At 62.0% G+C, this 18,676-nt stretch carries 22 protein-coding genes; 9 read left to right on the top strand and 13 right to left on the bottom strand.

The window, feature by feature from the left end; genetic code table 11:
- Positions 1–30: 30 nt before the first annotated feature.
- The gene (gene rpiB / locus ACR0NY_RS09450; protein WP_170340531.1) at positions 31–471 is read right to left on the bottom strand and encodes a ribose 5-phosphate isomerase B; all 441 of its coding nucleotides are present in this window, start codon (positions 469–471) and stop codon (positions 31–33) included.
- A 21-nt stretch (positions 472–492) separates the two neighbouring features.
- Complete coding sequence (locus ACR0NY_RS09445) at positions 493–1,512, bottom strand: ribose-phosphate pyrophosphokinase (protein WP_093964640.1); 1,020 nt, start codon at positions 1,510–1,512, stop codon at positions 493–495.
- Positions 1,513–1,619: 107 nt separating this feature from the next.
- Between ACR0NY_RS09445 and ACR0NY_RS09440 the strand changes: the two genes are divergently transcribed.
- The gene (locus ACR0NY_RS09440; RefSeq protein WP_170340534.1) at positions 1,620–2,222 is read left to right on the top strand and encodes a 2-hydroxychromene-2-carboxylate isomerase; all 603 of its coding nucleotides are present in this window, start codon (positions 1,620–1,622) and stop codon (positions 2,220–2,222) included.
- Positions 2,219–3,031 carry an alpha/beta fold hydrolase gene (locus ACR0NY_RS09435; RefSeq protein WP_170367946.1) on the top strand — a complete coding sequence of 271 codons (813 nt, stop codon included), beginning with the start codon at positions 2,219–2,221 and terminating at the stop codon, positions 3,029–3,031. The genes ACR0NY_RS09440 and ACR0NY_RS09435 overlap by 4 nt, the downstream gene beginning before the upstream one ends.
- Here the strand turns inward: ACR0NY_RS09435 and ACR0NY_RS09430 are convergent.
- The 8 genes from ACR0NY_RS09430 to ACR0NY_RS09395 form a co-directional block, all read right to left on the bottom strand.
- Positions 3,028–4,062, bottom strand: coding sequence for a threonine aldolase family protein (locus tag ACR0NY_RS09430; RefSeq protein ID WP_170339961.1), 1,035 nt, complete (start codon positions 4,060–4,062; stop codon positions 3,028–3,030). The genes ACR0NY_RS09435 and ACR0NY_RS09430 overlap by 4 nt on opposite strands.
- Complete coding sequence (locus ACR0NY_RS09425) at positions 4,062–4,535, bottom strand: YcgN family cysteine cluster protein (protein ID WP_170339963.1); 474 nt, start codon at positions 4,533–4,535, stop codon at positions 4,062–4,064. The genes ACR0NY_RS09430 and ACR0NY_RS09425 overlap by 1 nt, the downstream gene beginning before the upstream one ends.
- Positions 4,532–5,464, bottom strand: a complete 933-nt coding sequence (locus ACR0NY_RS09420) for a bifunctional riboflavin kinase/FAD synthetase (RefSeq protein WP_170367948.1) — start codon at positions 5,462–5,464, stop codon at positions 4,532–4,534. Before ACR0NY_RS09420 ends, ACR0NY_RS09425 begins: the two co-directional genes overlap by 4 nt.
- Before the next feature lie 80 nt (positions 5,465–5,544).
- The gene (locus tag ACR0NY_RS09415) at positions 5,545–5,988 is read right to left on the bottom strand and encodes a MaoC family dehydratase (RefSeq protein WP_170339967.1); all 444 of its coding nucleotides are present in this window, start codon (positions 5,986–5,988) and stop codon (positions 5,545–5,547) included.
- A 101-nt stretch (positions 5,989–6,089) separates the two neighbouring features.
- Positions 6,090–6,965: a TIGR01459 family HAD-type hydrolase gene (locus ACR0NY_RS09410; RefSeq protein ID WP_170367950.1), complete on the bottom strand. Its 876-nt coding sequence runs from the start codon at positions 6,963–6,965 to the stop codon at positions 6,090–6,092.
- A gap of 84 nt (positions 6,966–7,049) precedes the next feature.
- Entirely contained in the window at positions 7,050–8,141 is a 1,092-nt protein-coding gene (locus tag ACR0NY_RS09405) for a DUF389 domain-containing protein (protein ID WP_170538049.1), read from the bottom strand.
- Positions 8,142–8,249: 108 nt separating this feature from the next.
- On the bottom strand, positions 8,250–9,170 hold the full coding sequence (locus tag ACR0NY_RS09400; RefSeq protein ID WP_170339973.1) for a manganese-dependent inorganic pyrophosphatase: 921 nt from the start codon (positions 9,168–9,170) through the stop codon (positions 8,250–8,252).
- A 110-nt stretch (positions 9,171–9,280) separates the two neighbouring features.
- Positions 9,281–10,264 (bottom strand): TraB/GumN family protein, encoded by a 984-nt coding sequence (locus ACR0NY_RS09395; RefSeq protein WP_170367953.1) that lies wholly within the window; start codon positions 10,262–10,264, stop codon positions 9,281–9,283.
- 115 nt (positions 10,265–10,379) lie between these two features.
- Between ACR0NY_RS09395 and ACR0NY_RS09390 the strand changes: the two genes are divergently transcribed.
- The 6 genes from ACR0NY_RS09390 to ACR0NY_RS09365 all read left to right on the top strand — a co-directional run bounded on the left by ACR0NY_RS09390 (position 10,380) and on the right by ACR0NY_RS09365 (position 16,244).
- Positions 10,380–11,054: a DUF2161 domain-containing phosphodiesterase gene (locus tag ACR0NY_RS09390; RefSeq protein ID WP_170367955.1), complete on the top strand. Its 675-nt coding sequence runs from the start codon at positions 10,380–10,382 to the stop codon at positions 11,052–11,054.
- Between the two features lie 166 nt (positions 11,055–11,220).
- Entirely contained in the window at positions 11,221–11,508 is a 288-nt protein-coding gene (gene groES, locus ACR0NY_RS09385) for a co-chaperone GroES (RefSeq protein WP_093964650.1), read from the top strand.
- A 57-nt stretch (positions 11,509–11,565) separates the two neighbouring features.
- Positions 11,566–13,209 carry a chaperonin GroEL gene (gene groL / locus ACR0NY_RS09380; RefSeq protein ID WP_170367957.1) on the top strand — a complete coding sequence of 548 codons (1,644 nt, stop codon included), beginning with the start codon at positions 11,566–11,568 and terminating at the stop codon, positions 13,207–13,209.
- 223 nt (positions 13,210–13,432) lie between these two features.
- A complete protein-coding gene (locus ACR0NY_RS09375; RefSeq protein WP_170367959.1) occupies positions 13,433–14,275 on the top strand; it encodes a DMT family transporter in 843 nt (280 codons plus the stop codon).
- Positions 14,276–14,313: 38 nt separating this feature from the next.
- Complete coding sequence (locus tag ACR0NY_RS09370) at positions 14,314–15,087, top strand: alpha/beta fold hydrolase (RefSeq protein ID WP_170367961.1); 774 nt, start codon at positions 14,314–14,316, stop codon at positions 15,085–15,087.
- Positions 15,084–16,244 carry an alpha-D-ribose 1-methylphosphonate 5-triphosphate diphosphatase gene (locus ACR0NY_RS09365; protein WP_170367963.1) on the top strand — a complete coding sequence of 387 codons (1,161 nt, stop codon included), beginning with the start codon at positions 15,084–15,086 and terminating at the stop codon, positions 16,242–16,244. The genes ACR0NY_RS09370 and ACR0NY_RS09365 overlap by 4 nt, the downstream gene beginning before the upstream one ends.
- Here ACR0NY_RS09365 and ACR0NY_RS09360 read toward each other — a convergent pair.
- The 3 genes from ACR0NY_RS09360 to ACR0NY_RS09350 all read right to left on the bottom strand — a co-directional run bounded on the left by ACR0NY_RS09360 (position 16,241) and on the right by ACR0NY_RS09350 (position 18,095).
- Complete coding sequence (locus tag ACR0NY_RS09360; protein WP_170367965.1) at positions 16,241–17,308, bottom strand: 5-(carboxyamino)imidazole ribonucleotide synthase; 1,068 nt, start codon at positions 17,306–17,308, stop codon at positions 16,241–16,243. The two genes, ACR0NY_RS09365 and ACR0NY_RS09360, sit on opposite strands and share 4 nt — an antisense overlap.
- Positions 17,301–17,789, bottom strand: coding sequence for a 5-(carboxyamino)imidazole ribonucleotide mutase (gene purE / locus ACR0NY_RS09355; protein ID WP_170367967.1), 489 nt, complete (start codon positions 17,787–17,789; stop codon positions 17,301–17,303). Before purE ends, ACR0NY_RS09360 begins: the two co-directional genes overlap by 8 nt.
- 81 nt (positions 17,790–17,870) lie before the next feature.
- Entirely contained in the window at positions 17,871–18,095 is a 225-nt protein-coding gene (locus ACR0NY_RS09350) for a YdcH family protein (RefSeq protein ID WP_005981552.1), read from the bottom strand.
- Positions 18,096–18,260: 165 nt separating this feature from the next.
- Between ACR0NY_RS09350 and ACR0NY_RS09345 the strand changes: the two genes are divergently transcribed.
- A complete protein-coding gene (locus ACR0NY_RS09345; protein ID WP_093964658.1) occupies positions 18,261–18,674 on the top strand; it encodes an Hsp20 family protein in 414 nt (137 codons plus the stop codon).
- Positions 18,675–18,676 lie beyond the last annotated feature (2 nt).

Raw genomic sequence — 18,676 nt, 5'->3', positions numbered from 1 at the left:
CGCCGTTCCCAGCGGGCGCTCCGTAATGATTTAGGGTTCGATCATCGCCACGCGTTTCGCGTGCCGGCCGCCTTCGAATTCGGTGCTCAGAAAGGCATCGACAATATCCAGCGCCAATCCAGTGCCAACAACACGCGCGCCGATCGACAACATGTTGGCGTCATTGTGCTGGCGGATCATGCGGGCAGAGAACGTATCCGAACAGACGCCGCAGCGGATGCCGGGAACCTTGTTTGCAGCCATCATGATACCTTGCCCCGTGCCGCACAGGACAATGCCCAATTGGCACTCGCCCGAGACGACGGCCTCGGCGGCGGCTTTGCCGTGCTTGGGGTAATCGGTGCTTTCGGGGCTGTCAGGGCCGAGATCCAGAACGTCCCAGCCTTGTGCCGCTGCAAAAGCGGCAACTTCCTTGCGCAGGTCGATGGCAGCGTGATCGCTGGAAAGAACCAGACGTTTGTTGGCGGTCATGGGAATGGCTTTCCGGTTTCTTCAGTCGGTGTGGTACAGGGATTCGTAGATCGGGATCAGGGTCTTGTCTTCGAACAGCGACGATACTGATGTGCCCTGCCAGATGTTCAGAATGGCCTGTGTGAAGATCGGGGCCGTCGGCACCGTGCGGATATTCTTGGCCTTCTTGATGTCTTCGGTCGGCATGATCGTGTCGGTCAAAACAAGCGATTTCATCACCGAGTTCGAGACGCGTTCAACGGCCGGGCCGCTCATGACGCCATGGGTGATGTACGAGTGAACCTCGCGTGCGCCGTTGTCTATCAGCACCTGCGCCGCCTTGCACAGCGTACCGGCCGTGTCGCAAATGTCGTCGACGATCAGGCAGATCTTGTCCTTCACGTCGCCGATCACGGTCATCTCGGCCACTTCCCCGGCTTTTTCACGCCGTTTGTCGACGATCGACAGAGGAGCGCTGATCCGCTTGGCCAGCTCGCGGGCACGAGCCACACCGCCGACGTCCGGCGAAACCACCATCAGGTCGTCCATCTGGTCGCGGAACTGGTCCTTCACGTCCAGCGCAAAGATCGGAGAGGCATACAGGTTGTCGACCGGCATGTCGAAGAACCCTTGGATCTGTGCCGCATGCAGGTCCATCGTCAGGATGCGTTCGATCCCGGCACCGGTCAGCATGTTGGCCACCAGCTTGGCGCTGATCGGGGTGCGTGCCTTGGTGCGGCGATCCTGGCGGGCATATCCGAAATAGGGGATAACCGCGGTGATCCGCGCCGCCGACGATCGGCGCAGTGCATCGGCGATGATCAGTAGCTCCATCAGGTTGTCATTGGCCGGGTTCGAGGTGGGCTGGATGATGAACATGTCCTCGCCCCGGACGTTCTCGAAAACCTCGACAAAAATCTCGCCATCGTTGAACCGTTCGACACGCGCATCGACCAGACGCTGGTTGACGCCGCGGTGCAGGCTCATGCGGCGCGCGATGGTTTCGGCAAGCGGAAGGTTTGCGTTCCCAGCAATAAGCTTGGGTTCGTGATGTGTCGGCATCGGCTGAGGTCCCCGGGCAGCAGTGGCAATGTGACAGATTCGTGATGTTGACACCGCTTAGCATGGCCTTACCGTTCCGCAAAGGTAACTGGGTGGAGAAAGTGCACATGGCCGACATTGACTACTTTTTTGCGACACTGTCGCCCTATTCCTATCTCGCCGGGCTGCGGCTGGAGGAGATCGCGGCCAAGCACGGCGCCACCATCGCCTACAAGCCGGTCGACATCATTGCGCTGTTCGGGCGCACCGGCGGCGTGCCCCCTAAAGACCGCCACCCGTCGCGCATCGAATACCGGGCGCAGGAACTGGTGCGTCAGGCCAAAAAGACGGGCCTGCCGTTCAACCTGCAACCTGCACATTGGCCGACCAACGCGGCGCCGTCCTCATACGCCATCATCGCGGCCATTCAGGATGGGTCGGGTGATGTGGGAAAACTCTGCCATTCTTTTCTGCGCGCCTGCTGGGCCGAGGACAAGGACATCGCACAGGACGACGTGATCCGTAACTGTCTGGCCGGAGCGGGCTTTGATCCGGCGCTGGCCGACAGCGGACTGCTGGTCGGGGCCGAGACCTATGCGGCCAACCTCGAAGAGGCGGTGGACCGCGGCGTGTTCGGCGCGCCTTTCTATATCACGCAGGACGATCAGCGGTTCTGGGGGCAGGACCGGCTTGACGATCTGGACGAGCATCTGGCGACGCTCAAAGCATGACCGTGGCCAAGGCCGTGCTGCCGCCCGTACACGTTCGCACTCTTGGGGCGGGTGCTCGCAAGGTGCTGGCGCTGCATTGCACGATTGCGCATTCTGGTGCGTGGTCCGGTCTGGCGGCCGCTTTGGGCGACCAGGCGACACTGACTGCACCCGACATGCTGTCGCACGGACGCAGCCCGGAATGGGACGGGCAGGGAGATTTCTTCGACCTGACCACAGCTTTGTCGCGGGCGCAGTTGAGCGAACCGATGGACGTGATCGGGCACAGTTTCGGCGCGATGGTCGCCCTGCGGCTGGCCATCGAATACCCGGACCTTGTGCGCAGCGCCGTTCTGATCGAGCCGGTGTTCTTTGCGGTCGCCCACCAAGACGCGCCAGCGCTTGCGGCGCAGCACGCGGCCGAATCCCAGCCCTACAAGGTCGCCCTTGCCGAAGGCGACGCGCCCCGGGCCGCGCGTCTGTTCAACCGCATGTGGGGCACGACCGACCGCAGCCCGCGCTGGCCGGATCTGCCCGAGCGAACCCGGAATGCGATGATCCGGGGTGTTGGCGTGGTCGGCGCGGTCGAGGGGCCGCTGTTCCGCGACACCACCGGCCTGCTGGCCCCGACGGCCATGACGCGGGCCGAAATGCCGATCCTGCTGCTGCATGGATCGGCCTCGCACCCGATCATGGCAGTGGTCAATGCCGGGCTGCGCGCCCGCTTGCCCGAAGCGCGGCAGAGCGTTGTCGAGGTGGCAGGGCATATGCTGCCCATCTCGCACCCCGGCGAGACGGCAGCGCAGATCGACGCATTCTGGCGCGCCTAGAGCAGCGCCAGGAACCGGTCGATTTCTTCGGTCGGAGTCGACCAGTCGCAGACGAACCGGCAGGCCAGCATCTCGTCCTCGTCCGGGCCGTCCAAGGGGTCGCCCCACAGGTGATAGACCGCACCGGCCGCGTGCAGCCGCTTGTGCAGGCTGCGGGGAAAGCTGGCAAAGATGATGTTGGCCTGGGGTTCATGCAGGAACTGCGCACCCGCCGCCCGCAGCCCCTCGGCCAGCTGCGCACAGTTGGCGTTGGCCTTTCGGGCCGAGCGCAGCCACAGATCATCGCGCAGGTAGGCCGCCATCTGGGCCGACAGATACCGGTGCTTGGAAAACAAATGCGCCCCGCGCTTGCGGCGCAGCTCGAACTCCCAGGCCTTGCTTTCGTCGAAGAAGACTACCGCTTCGACACCCATCAGCCCGTTCTTGGTGCCGCCAAAGCTGACCGCATCCACGCCCGCCTTCCATGTCATCTCGGCCGGGGAACAATTCAGCGCGACCAGCGCATTGGTGAACCGCGCGCCATCCATGTGGACGGGCAGGCCGAACTCCTTGGCGACCCCGCACAGGGCCTGCAACTCGGCCAGCGAGTAGACCGAGCCCCGCTCGGTCACCTGTGTGATCGACACCGGACCGCGTTGTGGCCCATGCACGCCGCGTGTCTCTTCGGCGGCGATGGTGCGGCGCAGTGCATGCGGCTGCATCTTGTCGCCACCCGGAACCAGCGTCAGCTTGGCGCCGGTGTAGAATTCGGGCGCGTTGCACTCGTCCTCATGAATATGCGCGACGGACGAGCAGAATACGGTCTCCCACGGCTGCGACAGGGTCGCCAGAGCCAGCGAGTTTGCCGCCGTTCCGGTCGCCACCAGATAGACCGCCGCCCCGGGCGCCTCGAATATGCCCCGGATTCGGTCGCGCACCTCGTTCATCAGGTCATCGGCGCCATAGGCCATCTGATAGCCCTGATTGGCCTCGGCCAGCGCGGTCAGGACCTCGGGGTGGACGGGCCCGGAATTGTCAGAGGCGAAATGCATCAGGTTGGCTCCTCGATAATGTAGTCTTCCCACTCTTCCTCGGGCGTCTCGAATTCGGAAACGGTAAGCCCCTGAACCGAAACGCCGGCGGCGTGGACGCTGTCGGGCGACCCTGACAGCAACGGGTGCCAATCGTACAGGGGCTTGCCCTCCCACAACAGGCGGTAGGCGCAGGTCTGCGGCAGCCAGTAGGTGTGTTCGTGAATGTTGTCCGGGCGCATGACGATACATTCCGGCACGAATTGGTGGCGGATGTCATACTGGGTGCAGCGGCAAGTTGCGTCATCCAAAAGCCGGCAGGCGACACGGGTCAGGGCAACCTCGCCGCTGTCCTCGTCTTCCAGCTTGTTCAGGCAGCATTTGCCGCAGCCGTCGCACAGGGCTTCCCATTCGCGCGGGTTCATCTTTTGCAAGGGCTTGCGCTCCCAGAAACGCGGGGCCAGCCCGGCGCGGTCGATCGGATCCGTGCTCATGTCGCGGCCAGGATCTTGCGCGCGCGGTCGCAATCTTCGGTCATCTGGGCGATCAGAGCATCGAGGCCGTCAAAGGTCATCTCGGGGCGCAGAAATTCGACCAGGCCAACCGAGAGGGTCGCACCATAGAGATCGCCGGAGAAGTCGAACAGGAAGGTTTCGATATTAGGCACCTCGCCGTGGAACATCGGCCGCACCCCGACCGAGGCCGCACCGTGATAGCTGCCGGCATGCGGGCCATCCAGCACGTCGATCAGAACCGCGTAGACGCCGAATTTCGGGGGATGGATTCCTTCGATCGACATGTTTGCCGTGGGAAAGCCCAATTCGCGGCCGCGCTGTTCGCCGCCGATCACCTCGCCTTCGATCCGGTGCCAGTGGCCCAGCATGGCCGCCGCGTCCCGCGGGCGGCCGTCGCTCAGGGCTTGCCGGATCGCGGTGGACGAGACCACGTGATCGGATTGCTGCATCAATGGGGCGATGGTGACACCGAACCCCATCTGCTGGCCAAACTGCACCATGTCCTGCGCGGTGCCGCTGCGGCCTTTACCGAAACAGAAATCGGCCCCGATCACCACATGGGCCAGACCCAAGCCTTTGCAGATCACGGTGCGGGCGAATTCCTCGGGCGTCAGTCCGGAAAGCGCGGCGTTGAACGGCAGTTCGTACAGCTTCTGCACGCCCAGCTTCTCTAGCCGGTGCGCACGCGCATTGCCGCGCATCAGACGAAAGGGCGGGGCATCCGGGGCGAAATACTCGCGCGGGTGCGGCTCGAACGTCAGAACGCCCAGGGGTGCCTCGGGGCATGCCTGCCGGGCCAGATCGATCACCGACTGGTGGCCAATATGAACGCCGTCGAAATTCCCGATCGCAACGCTAGCGCCGCGGTCTTCTGGGTCTACAAACTGGAAATCCCGGATGATCTGCATGGGGCTTGCCTAGCGGGACTGTCCGCCGGGTTCAAGCGGCAGTTCCGGACCAGCGTCCAGTGGGGCGCCAAAACCTGCCGTCAGTCGAATTTCCGTGATGGAGCCAAAACCATCGCCTCGCCAATCAGAACCTTCTTGCCGTCTACCGCGCAATGGCAATCCAGCTTGACCCGGCGCTTGGCGAAGTCGATGTCGATCACCTTGACTTCGGCATAAACCGTGTCGCCGGGGCGGACCGGCGCAAGGAATTTAAGCGACTGACCCATGTAGACGGTCCCATGGCCCGGAAGCTGTTCACCAATCACGGCCGAGATCAGACCGGCGGTCAGCATCCCGTGGGCGATGCGCCCTTCGAAGATCGTATCGCGGGCATAGTCGTCATCCAGATGCACCGGGTTCCGGTCGGTCGAGACCTGGGCAAACATCTCGATGTCTTCGTCCGTCACCACTTTGCGCAGGTAGCGGGTCATGCCCATTTCGATGTCTTCGATACAGATCGTTCCGCGCGGAAGATTGTCCAACATGTTACCCTCACTATGCATCGGTCCGGCAACAAAAAATTACCAACGACCCAAGGTTGGCAACTTTATTACTTCGCAACTGCAGAAAATCAAGCGTTTTCTACCTAGCGCAGACGGCCGATCGTATAGGTTGGGTTGATGTTTTCCTTGGAAATATAATCGCTTAAAGCATCCGGATCCGGCTGGTGCGACGTTTTTGTTTCCGATGCGGCCAGACCGCCGCTGATGAACAGGGAATCAATTCCCTCTCCCATGCCGCCGGCGATGTCGGTATGCGGACCGTCGCCGATGGCCAGAATCTCGTCATCCGGCACGTCCGTTCCCAGCGCATGCAGGCGACGCCGGGCCAGATCATAAATGGGCGGGTGTGGTTTGCCGAAATACAGGCTCTCGCCGCCCATTTCGGTATAAAGCTTGGCCAGCGCACCGGCGCACCATTCCCGAACTTCGCCCCGATCGACGACGATATCGGGATTGGCGCACAGCAGCTTCAGGCCTTTCTGCTTGGCATACAGGAAGTCCGGCCGATTCACGGCCGGATCGGCCATCGGGTCGAACGGGCCACAGCAGACGATCCCCTCGGCCTGGTCCAGCGGCACACGTTCGATGTGGATCGGGTGGTCCAGGATTTTCAGCGGCTCGAAGAAGCCGGCGTCGCGCTCCCATTCACCCATGAAATAGACTTTCTCACCCACGGCTCCGCGGAACATGGCGGATCGGGCCGAGTCACCACTGGTCGCGATGGTGTCGTAGCAGTCCGCGGGGACGTTGAACTGTTTCAACTGCTCGGCAACCCCGGCACGCGGCTTCGGAGAGTTGGTAACCAACACCACCTTGCCGCCCCGGTCGCGATAAGCCTTCAGCGCGGCAACAGCCTCAGGGTAGGCGGTGATGCCGTTGTGGACGCAGCCCCACAGATCCACGAACAACGCCTTGTAACGGTCGGAAATCTGGTCAAGCGCGGAGATGATCTGGGTCATGCGGGCCTCGGGCTGTTGAAACGGCGTTGCGCCACCTATGGCAAAGCTGGCCCCGCTTGACCAGAGGCAGCCGGGTGCAGGCCGTCATTCCTCGTCGCTCAACTTTTCGACATCCGGGGCCTGCTGCACGGTTTCGGTTCCAAGAATGACCTGCGCGCCGATGCGGGTCTGGTACCGAATGACGGCGAGGTAGCCGGGGCCAAGTTCATCCTGCAAGACGTCGACCAACGACGTTTCCCGCAGGCTCTCGGGCAACAGCCCGGCAACGGACGAGACCTTGAATTGCGCCTCGGGCGGCAGATCGACGATCACCCAAACCTCGGCCCGTTTGCGCTTGGCATTCACGTCGATGCGGATGATCTCGACCGATACCGGGTCCGCCCAGTCGCGGATCGCTTGCGCAACCTCGGCCTCGGTACGAGTTTCTAGGTATCGGTTGTAAGTCGATTTGCCCAACTGGACCACGACGAGGGCCAGGAACGCCATGGTTATGACCACACCGGCAGTAAAGTTGAGCTTGCGCCGGCCCTTGCCGAATGCAACCGACCTTGCGGCATAGACGATGTAGACCGCGCAGGCCGACAGAACGATCGCACCAAGGTTGGTCGCGAACAAAAGACCCGCCTCGTAGGCGTCGGCGGGTTCGCCGAAATACAGCAGGATCCCGGACGCGGACAATGGCGGAACCAGAGACACGCCGATGGCGGCGCCGGGCAACAGGCTCAGTTCGGCCTTGTTGATCTGGACGTATGCGCCGGCCACGCCGGCCGCCAGCGCCACGATCAGGTCTTCGGTGCCCGGGTCGGTGCGGGCCAAGACCTGATCGGGGATCAGGATGCCGCGCGGCACATCGGCCAGATAAACCAGGATCCAGGCCATCAGAACACACAGAACCGCCGCAATGCAGACCGTTAGGGTCAGAACGAAAGCGCGTTTCAACCAACCCATGACCATCGCAGCCGCAATGCCCAGAATTGGTGTCATCAGCGGCGCGACCAACATCGCGGCGATGACCACGGCGCCAGAGTTCCGCAGCAGGCCCATGGTTGCGATGATCACGGAAAGGGTCAGTAGCATGGCAAAGCGCCGCCAATAGGCAAGCCTGTCGCCGCCTTCGAACAGCAGAATGCTGCGTGTCGTACTGTACTTCCGTGTGACCACCGTGTCCCGATCCACCCTGTCCCTGCGTCCAGCCTAGCAACGATTTGCCATCCGGCAAACCTTTCGACGCGCAAACAAAAAAGGCGCCCGCTGAGGGCGCCTTTCGCTGAACTGTGAACGGGATCAGACCTTGAGGTTCGGAATGATCTGCTTCTTACGGCTCATGATGCCCGGCAGAACAACCGTGTCGCCGGACACCGAAGCGCCAAAGCTTTTCTCGGCAACCGATTTGACCAGGTCGTTCGGCACCAACAGGGTGGCCTCTTCGTTCAGGATGTCGACGACGAACAGCAGTACCTGGTCCACGCCGTCTTCCTTGGCTACCTCGACCATCGACTGGGCCAGGCTGTCCTTGCGGTCCAGCACGACGCCCGGTGCGGTGGTTTCCAGAACGGATACTCGGAACTTGGTACCGTCGACCTCATATTCCTTGCTGTCCATGCGGATCAGTTCGGCGTCCGAGAAAGACGATACGTCAGATTTCGCGGCGAACATTTCGGCAGCATAGGCCGAAACATCCAGACCAAGCTCGGCGGCCAGCTTCTCGGCTACTTCGCGGTCATGCGCGGTAGTGGTGGGCGAGCGGAACTCCAGCGTGTCCGACAGGATGCAGGTCAGGGCCGCGCCCTTGACGGTCTCGGGCATCTTGGCGGCGTCGTCGCCCATCAGGTTGATCATGATGGTTGCCGTGCAGGCCAGCGGGCGAACGGTAATGTCGATCGGGCCTTTGGTTTCCAGCCCACCGACCAGCTTGTGATGGTCGATGATGGCGCGGATATCGGCATTGTTGACATTGGCAGGAAGCTCGGCCGGGTTGTTGGTGTCGACGATGATGACTGGCGCATCGGTCTCGACATCCTCGATGATGCGCGGCTTGGGCAGGTCCCAGCGCTGCAGCATGAAGGCGGCTTCGGTGTTGGGCTCGCCCAGCAGGACGGCCTCGGCCTTTTCGCCTTTGACTTCGTTCAGATACCAGGCCCACAGGATCGGCGATCCGGTTGAGTCGGTGTCGGGAGATTTGTGGCCAAATACTTGGATGGTCATGTCTGTTTCCTGCACATAAGGAGTTTGCGCGCCTTATAGGGTGGTCCATTGGCGTTGTCACCCGGCAGATACACGGCTGCGACGGTTGGTCTGACAGAAGCGCTGACCGCTCAGAACTGTGCGCGGCTCAGTTGATATCCGGCGCGTTCCAGCTGTTGCAAAAGTCCATGGTCTCCACCCAGATGACCGGCACCAACCGCGATCACCGCCGTCTGGTTTTCGATGATCAGGATCGTTTCCATCCAGTTGTCGTTGCGTTGAACCAGAAGCTGGTCCTCGAATGCGGCCCATTCCTGTGCAAACACATCAGGCGCCAGGCCCGAAGCATCGCGCCCATATATCTTTGCGAATTGCAAGATTTCTGCGTGTTTCTCCTCGAAATATGCGCTGGCCATGGTCACCATGTGGTCATCACCGGCGTCAAGCGCATCGACCAAGCGCACCAGAGACTGCACCTGCTCTTCAAGCGTGTGGCTGTCGAAGATCGCGATCAGATCTTCGATCTGTTCCAGCGAATATTGCGGCTTGCCCGCAGCTTCGGCCAGTTCAGTCAGGCGCGCATCCATTCCCCGGTCTGCGTCTGGCACCTGAAGCATGCAGGGTGGCATACCCAGCATCATGGACAGGAACCAAGGGCGCAGTTTCGCGGCCATCCAACCGGGAATGCCGCGTGCCGAAAGCGCCTTGGAAATCACGGCCCAGTCCTCTTCGCTCATCAGATCGATCAGAGTTGGTCCAGAGTTGATCAGGACCGGGCTGAAATCCTTGGCCAGGTCTTGTTCGAAAGCGGACATGTCGGATTGGGTGATCTCGAAATAAAACGCGTCCGCCTCGCTCAACGTCGGTGCCAACCGCTCGACCACCGGGCCCATTCGCGGATCGTTGACGTGCAATGTGCCGATCAGATGCAAAACAGTGTTGTCCTTCTGTGCAATCCAGTGATTGCCTTCGGGATATGCCATCTGACTGGTGGCCGCGTTCAACTCGGCCCGGGCCTCAGGCGTCATGTCTTGTCGCAAATCGCGCCCGTCACAGGCGGCATGGGCCACAATTGGATGCAGAGCGGCAAGCAGGGCAAAAAGAAACACGCGCATCGAGACCATTCCGATTGTGGCTGAAAGAACTTGGGAACAGATAGCCACGCCTGCCTACCGCGCGCAAGCCGTGTATCCGTATGGCGTTTCTCTGAAAAAACCATAGCATAGCGTCATGAACCGCGAACAGGATCTCTATCCTCCGATCAAGGCGCTGTTGCAGCGGCAAGGATACACCGTGAAAGGAGAGGTGGGCGCCGCCGACATCGTGGCCGTCAAGCCCGGTTGCAATCCAGTGATTGTTGAATTGAAGCTGAGGTTTTCGCTGGCCTTGTTCCATCAGGCCGTGACCCGGTTGAAGGTATCGGATCAGGTCTATGTGGCCGTCTGCAAGCCCACCGGCCGGTCAGCGCGCCGGGCGCTGCGGGACAACCGGTCCCTGTGTCGTCGGTTGGGGCTGGGGTTGATCACCGTTCGTGCGGATGGACGGGTTGAAGTCCATTGTGACCCCGGCCCCTATACGCCGCGAAAGAACAAGGCCAAAGCTGCGCGACTGTTGCGCGAGTTCGAGCGGCTGGAAGGGGATCCGAACTCAGGTGGGGCAACTCGGCACGGTATCGTCACTGCCTATCGGCAGGATGCCCTGAAATGTGCCGCGCACCTGGCCGAACACGGGGCGACCAAAGGCGCTGAGGTCGCCAGTGCCACGGGCGTTGCGGCGGCGACGCGCCTCATGCGCGAAAACCATTATGGCTGGTTCGAAAAGGTGGCAACGGGCGTCTATGAACTGTCGCCTTCCGGGTCCGAAGGGCTGAAGCACTGGGCTTACAGCTGGGAAGACCCGACCTGACTAGGCCGGCCTCAGGCTGCGCGCGAAAAAAATTCATCACCGATTGTTGACTCGCCGGAAATCACCCCCTAGCTATGCGTCGTTAGCACTCGACCAAGTTGAGTGCTAACACCCCGCAAGACCGCGGGGGGAGGAAAACAACCTTTGAGCCCAAGGAGCTGCAAAGATGGCATTGAAACCGCTTCATGACCGCGTGCTGGTTCGCCGTACCGAAAGCGAAGAGAAAACCGCAGGCGGCCTGATCATTCCCGACAGCGCAAAAGAAAAGCCCAGCGAAGGCGAAGTTGTTGCAACCGGCGAAGGCGCGCGGAAAGACAGCGGCGAACTGATCGCGATGGCTGTGAAGCCCGGCGACAAAATCCTGTTCGGCAAATGGTCCGGCACCGAGGTCCACGTCGACGGCGAAGAGCTGCTGATGATGAAAGAAAGCGACATCATGGGGATCATCGAGTAACGCGCACGCGCTTGCTCTGATCTTCATTTCAAACACATTTCTCGAGGAGAAAAAGACATGTCTGCAAAGGACGTCAAGTTCGACACCGATGCCCGCAACCGCATGCTGAAGGGTGTGAACATCCTGGCGGATGCTGTGAAGGTGACCCTCGGCCCCAAAGGCCGCAACGTGGTTCTAGACAAATCCTTCGGCGCGCCGCGCATCACCAAAGACGGTGTTTCGGTCGCCAAGGAAATCGAACTGGAAGACAAGTTCGAGAACATGGGCGCGCAGATGGTGAAAGAAGTCGCCAGCCGCACCAATGACGAAGCCGGTGACGGCACCACCACCGCAACCGTTCTGGCCCAGGCCATTGTCAAGGAAGGCCTCAAGCAGGTCGCAGCCGGCCTGAACCCGATGGACCTGAAGCGCGGCATCGACGTGGCAACTGCCAAAGTCGTCGAGGAAATCAAGAACGCTGCCCGCGAAGTCAAAGACAGCGACGAAGTTGCGCAGGTTGGTACCATCTCGGCCAACGGCGAAGCTGAAATCGGCCGCCAGATCGCAGACGCGATGCAGAAAGTCGGCAACGAAGGCGTCATCACCGTCGAAGAGAACAAAGGTCTGGAAACCGAGACCGACGTCGTCGAAGGTATGCAGTTCGACCGTGGCTACCTGTCGCCCTACTTCGTCACCAACGCTGACAAGATGGTTGCCGAGCTGGAGGACTGCATGATCCTGCTGCACGAGAAGAAACTCTCTTCGCTGCAGCCGATGGTTCCGCTGCTCGAGCAGGTGATCCAGTCGCAGAAGCCGCTGCTGATCATCGCCGAGGACGTGGAAGGCGAAGCGCTGGCAACTCTGGTTGTCAACAAGCTGCGCGGTGGTCTGAAGATCGCTGCCGTCAAAGCTCCGGGCTTCGGCGATCGCCGCAAGGCAATGCTGCAGGACATCGCAATCCTGACCGGCGGTCAGGTCATCAGCGAAGACCTGGGCATGAAGCTGGAAAACGTCACCATGGACATGCTTGGCACCGCCAAGAAAGTGTCGATCACCAAGGACGAAACCACCATCGTCGACGGTGCTGGCGAGAAGGCCGAGATCGAAGCACGTGTTGCCCAGATCCGCACCCAGATCGAAGAAACCACCAGCGACTACGACCGTGAGAAGCTGCAAGAGCGCGTTGCCAAACTGGCAGGCGGTGTTGCCGTTATCCGCGTCGGTGGCATGACCGAAGTTGAAGTGAAAGAGCGCAAGGACCGTGTGGACGACGCTCTGAACGCAACGCGCGCCGCCGTTCAGGAAGGTGTCGTCGTGGGTGGCGGTGTTGCCCTGGTTCAGGCCGGCAAGGCTTTGGCCGATCTGAAAGGTGTCAACGCCGATCAGGACGCCGGTATCAACATCGTTCGCAAGGCCATCGAAGCACCGCTGCGTCAGATTGCTGAAAACGCAGGTGTCGACGGTGCCGTCGTTGCCGGCAAGGTGCGCGAGTCCTCGGACACCGCCTTCGGCTTCAACGCTCAGACCGAAGAATATGGCGACATGTTCAAGTTCGGCGTGATCGACCCGGCCAAAGTGGTGCGTACCGCTCTGGAAGACGCTGCCTCGGTTGCAGGTCTGCTGATCACCACCGAAGCCATGGTCGCCGACAAGCCCGCCAAAGAAGGTGCAGGCGCCGGTGCTGGCATGCCCGACATGGGCGGCATGGGCGGCATGATGTAAGACTGTCCGGGTTCGCGTCAGCGAATTCAGACAACCCGCAAGGGAAAGTCATACCAAAAAAAAATTCAGCGGGGTCGCCTTCGGGCGGCCCCGCATTGTTTATTCTGGTGTTCCGCAGGGTTTCGACCGGCGCTGCTTGCAATTCTGGGGATCGCCGCAGCCGGTCACGCGGAAGTGCAGGAAACCGGGTGTCCATTGCACGCGGACACGATATTGGTGGGGCATGCCGCTGTTTCTTCTGACCGCCCTGACAATGTGTGCCTTTGCGGCCAATTCCATCCTGAACCGGTTGGCCGTGGAGAGCGGAGCCAGCGACCCTGCGAGTTTTGCCGTTGTTCGTGTACTCTGTGGTGCGCTGGTCCTGTGCGCATTGGTCGTGTCGCGGGGTGGCACCCTGCGGGTGTTCGACAGGCGCCGAGTAATCGGAGCAGGGTCCTTGTCGTTGTACATGGTCGGGTTCTCGGTGGCCTATCTGTCACTTGATGCGGGATTGGGCGCCTTGATCCTGTTTGCGGTGGTCCAGATCACGATGTTTCTGGCCGGCTCCCTTGCCGGGGCGATCCCGACTTTTCGACAGGTGGCGGGGGCAGCAATTGCAATGGCCGGATTGGCGTGGGTGCTGTGGCCTGGCGCTGAGGTGCGTGTGGACCCGACCGGAGCAGCCTTGATGGTCGCCGCCGGGGTCGGGTGGGCTGCGTATTCAATTGCCGGTCGGTCCGAGCCCGATGCGCTTGCTGGAACTGCCTCAAACTTTGTGGTCGCCCTGCCGGTAACCGCTGGCATTTTGGTCGTGGGCGCTCCGGCGTGGCATTTGACCTGGGCGGGTTTGGGGCTGGCGGCCGTATCCGGCGGGGTGACCTCGGGGTTGGGGTACGCCCTGTGGTATCGTCTGCTGCCCCAGCTGGCGCCTGCGGTTGCAGCCGTAGTTCAGCTGAGCGTCCCGGTGATTGCGATCATTGCCGGTGTGGCGCTGCTCGGCGAGCAACTGAGCCTGCGGCTGATGGCCGGAGCAGGGTTGGTTTTGGGCGGTATTGCATTGGCAGTTGTGCGCGTGAGGCGGCGCTAGGTCTTTCCTCTCTGAAGATTAGCCATTATCTGGCAGCCATGCGGATCCTGTTTTTCATATTGCTTTGCCTGATGCCGATCGCCGCGCAGGCAAAATGCGTTGTCCTGCTGCATGGGCTTGCCCGGACCGAAGCATCGTTTTCGGTCATGGAGCAGTTGTTCAAGGTGCACGGGTACACCGTCGTGCGGCCGGGTTATCGCTCGACGGATCTTCCGATTCCGGAACTGGCCGACCGGACAATACCCGAGGCGTTTGCGGCGTGCGGAGATGACACCGTCAACGTTGTTGCGCATTCGATGGGGGGTATCCTGTTGCGCTATTGGCTGCAGGATCACCATCCGCAGAATCTGGGCCGCGTCGTCATGCTTGGCCCGCCCAACCAAGGCAGCCAATTGGTCGATGAACTGGGTGATTGGGAAGTGTTTGGTCTGTTGAACGGCCCCGCCGGCCTGCAGCTGGGTACGGGTCCCGAAGGCATTCCGCGTCGCCTGCCGCCGGTCGACTTCGAACTGGGGGTGATTGCAGGTGAGAACTCGCTGAATCCGGTGTTTTCGTCCCTGGTCGATGGGCCGGATGACGGCAAAGTCGCTGTCGAAGAAACCAAAGTCCAGGGCATGGCCGACCACATCGTGCTGCCGGTGACTCATACGTTCATGATGAACAACCCGCAGGTCATGGCGCAGGCTTTGCACTTCATCGAGTTCGGCGAATTCGATCCCAACATAACCTGGCTGGACGGTGTGATGGACATCATCGATGAGATCTGCATCGGAGAGGACTGCGCCGAACCCGCCTCGGAACCCACGCGATGACCGCATTGGAACTGACCTTTTCCGGGGCGCAGGTTCTGCACCCTGATCGCGGACTTGTCGGTGACGATCTGTCGATCGCGGATGGCTTGATCCAAGAAGGCGGCGGTGCGCCAGTGATTGATCTGAGCGGCTATCTGATCCTGCCGGGCATCATCGACTTGCACGGGGACGGGTTCGAGCGTCACATCGCCCCGCGCCGGGGGGCCATGAAGCAGATGGACGAGGGCATCCGCGCTGCCGAGGCCGAGCTGGCGGCCAATGGCATCACCACCGCCGTGCTAGCGCAATTCTACAGCTGGGAGGGCGGCGTACGCGGCCCCAAGTTCGCCGCCGACGTGTTCCGCGCGATCGCGGCGGTGAAGGGCAGCGTGGTCTCCGACCTGATCCCGCAGCTGCGGTTCGAAACCCACCTGCTGGACGATTATGCCGACCTGCCGGGGCGCATCGCCGACTGGCAGGTGCCCTATGTCGTGTTCAATGATCACCTGCCCCATGACCGTCTGGCACAGGGGCGCACCCCGCCGCGTTTGACCGGGCAGGCGCTCAAGGCCGGTCGCAGCCCCGAGGCGCATCTGAAGATGCTGCAGGACATGCACGCCCGCACTTCCGAGGTACCCGCTGCGCTTGATGCGCTGTGCGGGGCGCTGGCCCAACAAGGCGTGCGTCTGGGCAGCCACGACGACGCGACGGCAGAGACCCGTTTCCACTGGCGCGCGCGCGGCGTGCATATCGCCGAATTTCCCGAAACGCTCGAGGCGGCCGAGGCAGCCAAGGCTGCGGGCGATCACGTCATTCTGGGCTCGCCCAACGTGGTGCGGGGCGGATCGCACAAGGGCAATGTCAGTGCGCTGGATCTGATCGCCATGGGGCTGTGCGATGCGCTGGCGTCGGATTACCATTATCCCAGCCCGCGCAGGGCGGCGCTGATGCTGATGAAATCGGGGTTGCTGGATCTGGCGGGTGCTTGGGCGCTGGTGTCGTCGAGGCCCGCGCGGGTGCTTGGCCTCGGGGACCGCGGGTCGCTGCACTCCGGCAAACGCGCCGATCTGGTCATTCTGGACGCCGAAACGCAGCGCGTGGCGGCAACCATCGCCGGCGGCCGGGTCAGTTTCCTGTCGGGGGATATCGCCGGGCGGTTTGTCGCCGCGGCACGCTAGCGTTTGATCCGGTTGAAATGGCCCATTTTGCGGCCCGGCTTGACCTCGGCCTTGCCGTACAGGTGCAGGGCCACGTCGCGCTGTTGCGCAAGCTCGGGTACGCGGTCCATGTCGTCGCCGATCAGGTTCTCCATCACCACATCCGCGTGACGCTGCCCGTCGCCCAGAGGCCAGCCGGCCACGGCGCGGATATGCTGCTCGAACTGATCGACTGCACAGCCGTTCTGCGTCCAGTGGCCCGAGTTGTGAACGCGCGGCGCGATCTCGTTCACGATCAGGCCCTGCGGCGTCACGAACAGTTCGACCCCCATGACGCCGACATAGTCCAGCGCGTTCAGGATATTCGCGGCCAGCAGGACCGCGTCGGTCCGCAGCGCAGGGGACAGGCGCGCGGGCACCGTGGTCGTGTGCAGGATGCCGTCGCGATGCACGTTCTCGCCGGGGTCGAAGCAGGCCACCTGGCCGTCCAGCCCGCGGGCGGCAATGATCGACACCTCGTGGCTGAAATTGACGAAGCCTTCCAGGATCGCGGGTGCACCCTGCATGTCGGCCAGCGCGGTCCGGGCGTCCTCGGGCGACTTCAGCCGCGCCTGCCCCTTTCCGTCATAGCCGAAGCGGCGGGTCTTGAGGATCGCCGGCGTGCCGATCCGTTCGATGGCGGCCTGCAGACTGTCCAGGTCGGTCACATCGGCAAAGGGTGCGGTGTTCAGGCCCAGGCCTTGCAGGAATGTCTTTTCGGTCAGCCGGTCCTGACTGACCCGCAGCGCCTCGCGGCCGGGTCGGATGGGGCGGTGCGATTCCAGAACGTCCAGCGCTTCGGTCGGGATGTTTTCAAACTCGTAGGTGATGACATCGACCGATTGCGCAAAAGCGGCCAGCGCCTCGGCATCCTCATAAGGTGCGGTGGTCACGCGATGCGCCACCTGGCCCGCCGGCGGGTTGGCGCCCGGCTCCAAGATATGGGTCACGAAGCCCAGCCGCGCCGCGGCCATCGACAGCATCCGCCCCAGCTGGCCGCCGCCCAGAATTCCGATCACTGCGCCGGGCTGCAAGGGGTTACTCATCGCGGGGCTCCTCGGGGATCGAGTCCGACAGCGCCGCGCGCCAAACGTCCAGCCGGTCGGCCAGGGCTGAGTCTTGCAGGGCCAGAATAGCAGCGGCCATCAGGCCGGCATTGGCGCCGCCGGCCGATCCGATGGCCATGGTCGCAACCGGGAAACCCTTGGGCATCTGCACGATGGAATAGAGCGAGTCGACACCGGACAGCGCCCGCGTCTGAACTGGAACGCCGATCACCGGCACCCGCGTCTTGGACGCCATCATCCCCGGCAGATGTGCGGCACCGCCAGCGCCGGCGATGATTACCTGAAGCCCGCGCTGCACGGCGGTCTTGCCGTACTCCCACAAACGATCCGGCGTGCGGTGGGCCGAGACGATCTTGGTCTCGTAGGCCACGCCCAGTTCGTCCAGTATCTCTGCAGCGCCCTTCATGGTGGGCCAGTCCGACTGGCTGCCCATGATGATTCCGACCTTGATCTCGCTCATCCGCCCTGTTCCCCGCCTGCGTTAGGAAGCGCGCACTATAGTGAAATCCGCTTGCGTGGCAATGCGGTTGAGCGCGCCCGGTCAGGCGATGATGTCAGGGGTCAGGCGATCCTCGATCAGCCGGATGATATCCTTCAGGCGCAGCTTTTGTTTCTTCAGCCGCTTCACCGTCAACTGATCAGCGGTGCCGGTCGCTTCGAGCGCCTTGATTGCCTCGTCCAGGTCGCGGTGCTGCTGGCGAAACACCTCCAGCTCGACGCGCAGAACCTCGTCGGTTTTCATCGAAATGTCGGTGGGCGCATTCATGGGCGACTCATGTGTGGCTGGTGGTGCGTGTTACACAAGATAGTGCGTTCAAGTGAATCCGCCTAGACCTTGTGGAGACACACGTTTCATCCCATATTGTCTTGTGCGCAGCTGCCGTTACGGGGCCGCGCATCACGTCGCTTTGACAAAGAAGGACGAGAAAACGTGTCAAAACTTACTCTTGGCTCATACCCGCATCTTCTGGGGTTCGAGCAGCTGGAACGCCTTCTGGAACGGTCTGCAAAGGCCGGAAACGAAGGGTATCCGCCCTACAACATCGAACAGACGTCGGATCATTCCTACCGCATTACCTTGGCCGTGGCCGGGTTTGCCGAGGATGACCTGTCGATCACCATCGAAGATCGGCAACTGGTGATCCGGGGCCGTCAGCGCGACGACAGCGAGGGGCGCGTGTTCCTGCACCGCGGCATCGCGGCCCGTCAGTTCCAGCGCATGTTCGTGCTGGCCGACGGTGTCGAGGTCGGCGAGGCCATCATGGAAAATGGTCTTCTTCATATCGACCTGACCCGCGCCGTGCCCGAAACCGTTGTGCAGACGATCAACATAAGGAAGGGGTAAGC

The sequence above is a fragment of the Ruegeria sp. BJ5 genome (genome assembly GCF_056537865.1).
Note: the sequence above shows the minus strand (reverse complement) of the source record. Positions and strands in the feature narration are given on the sequence as shown.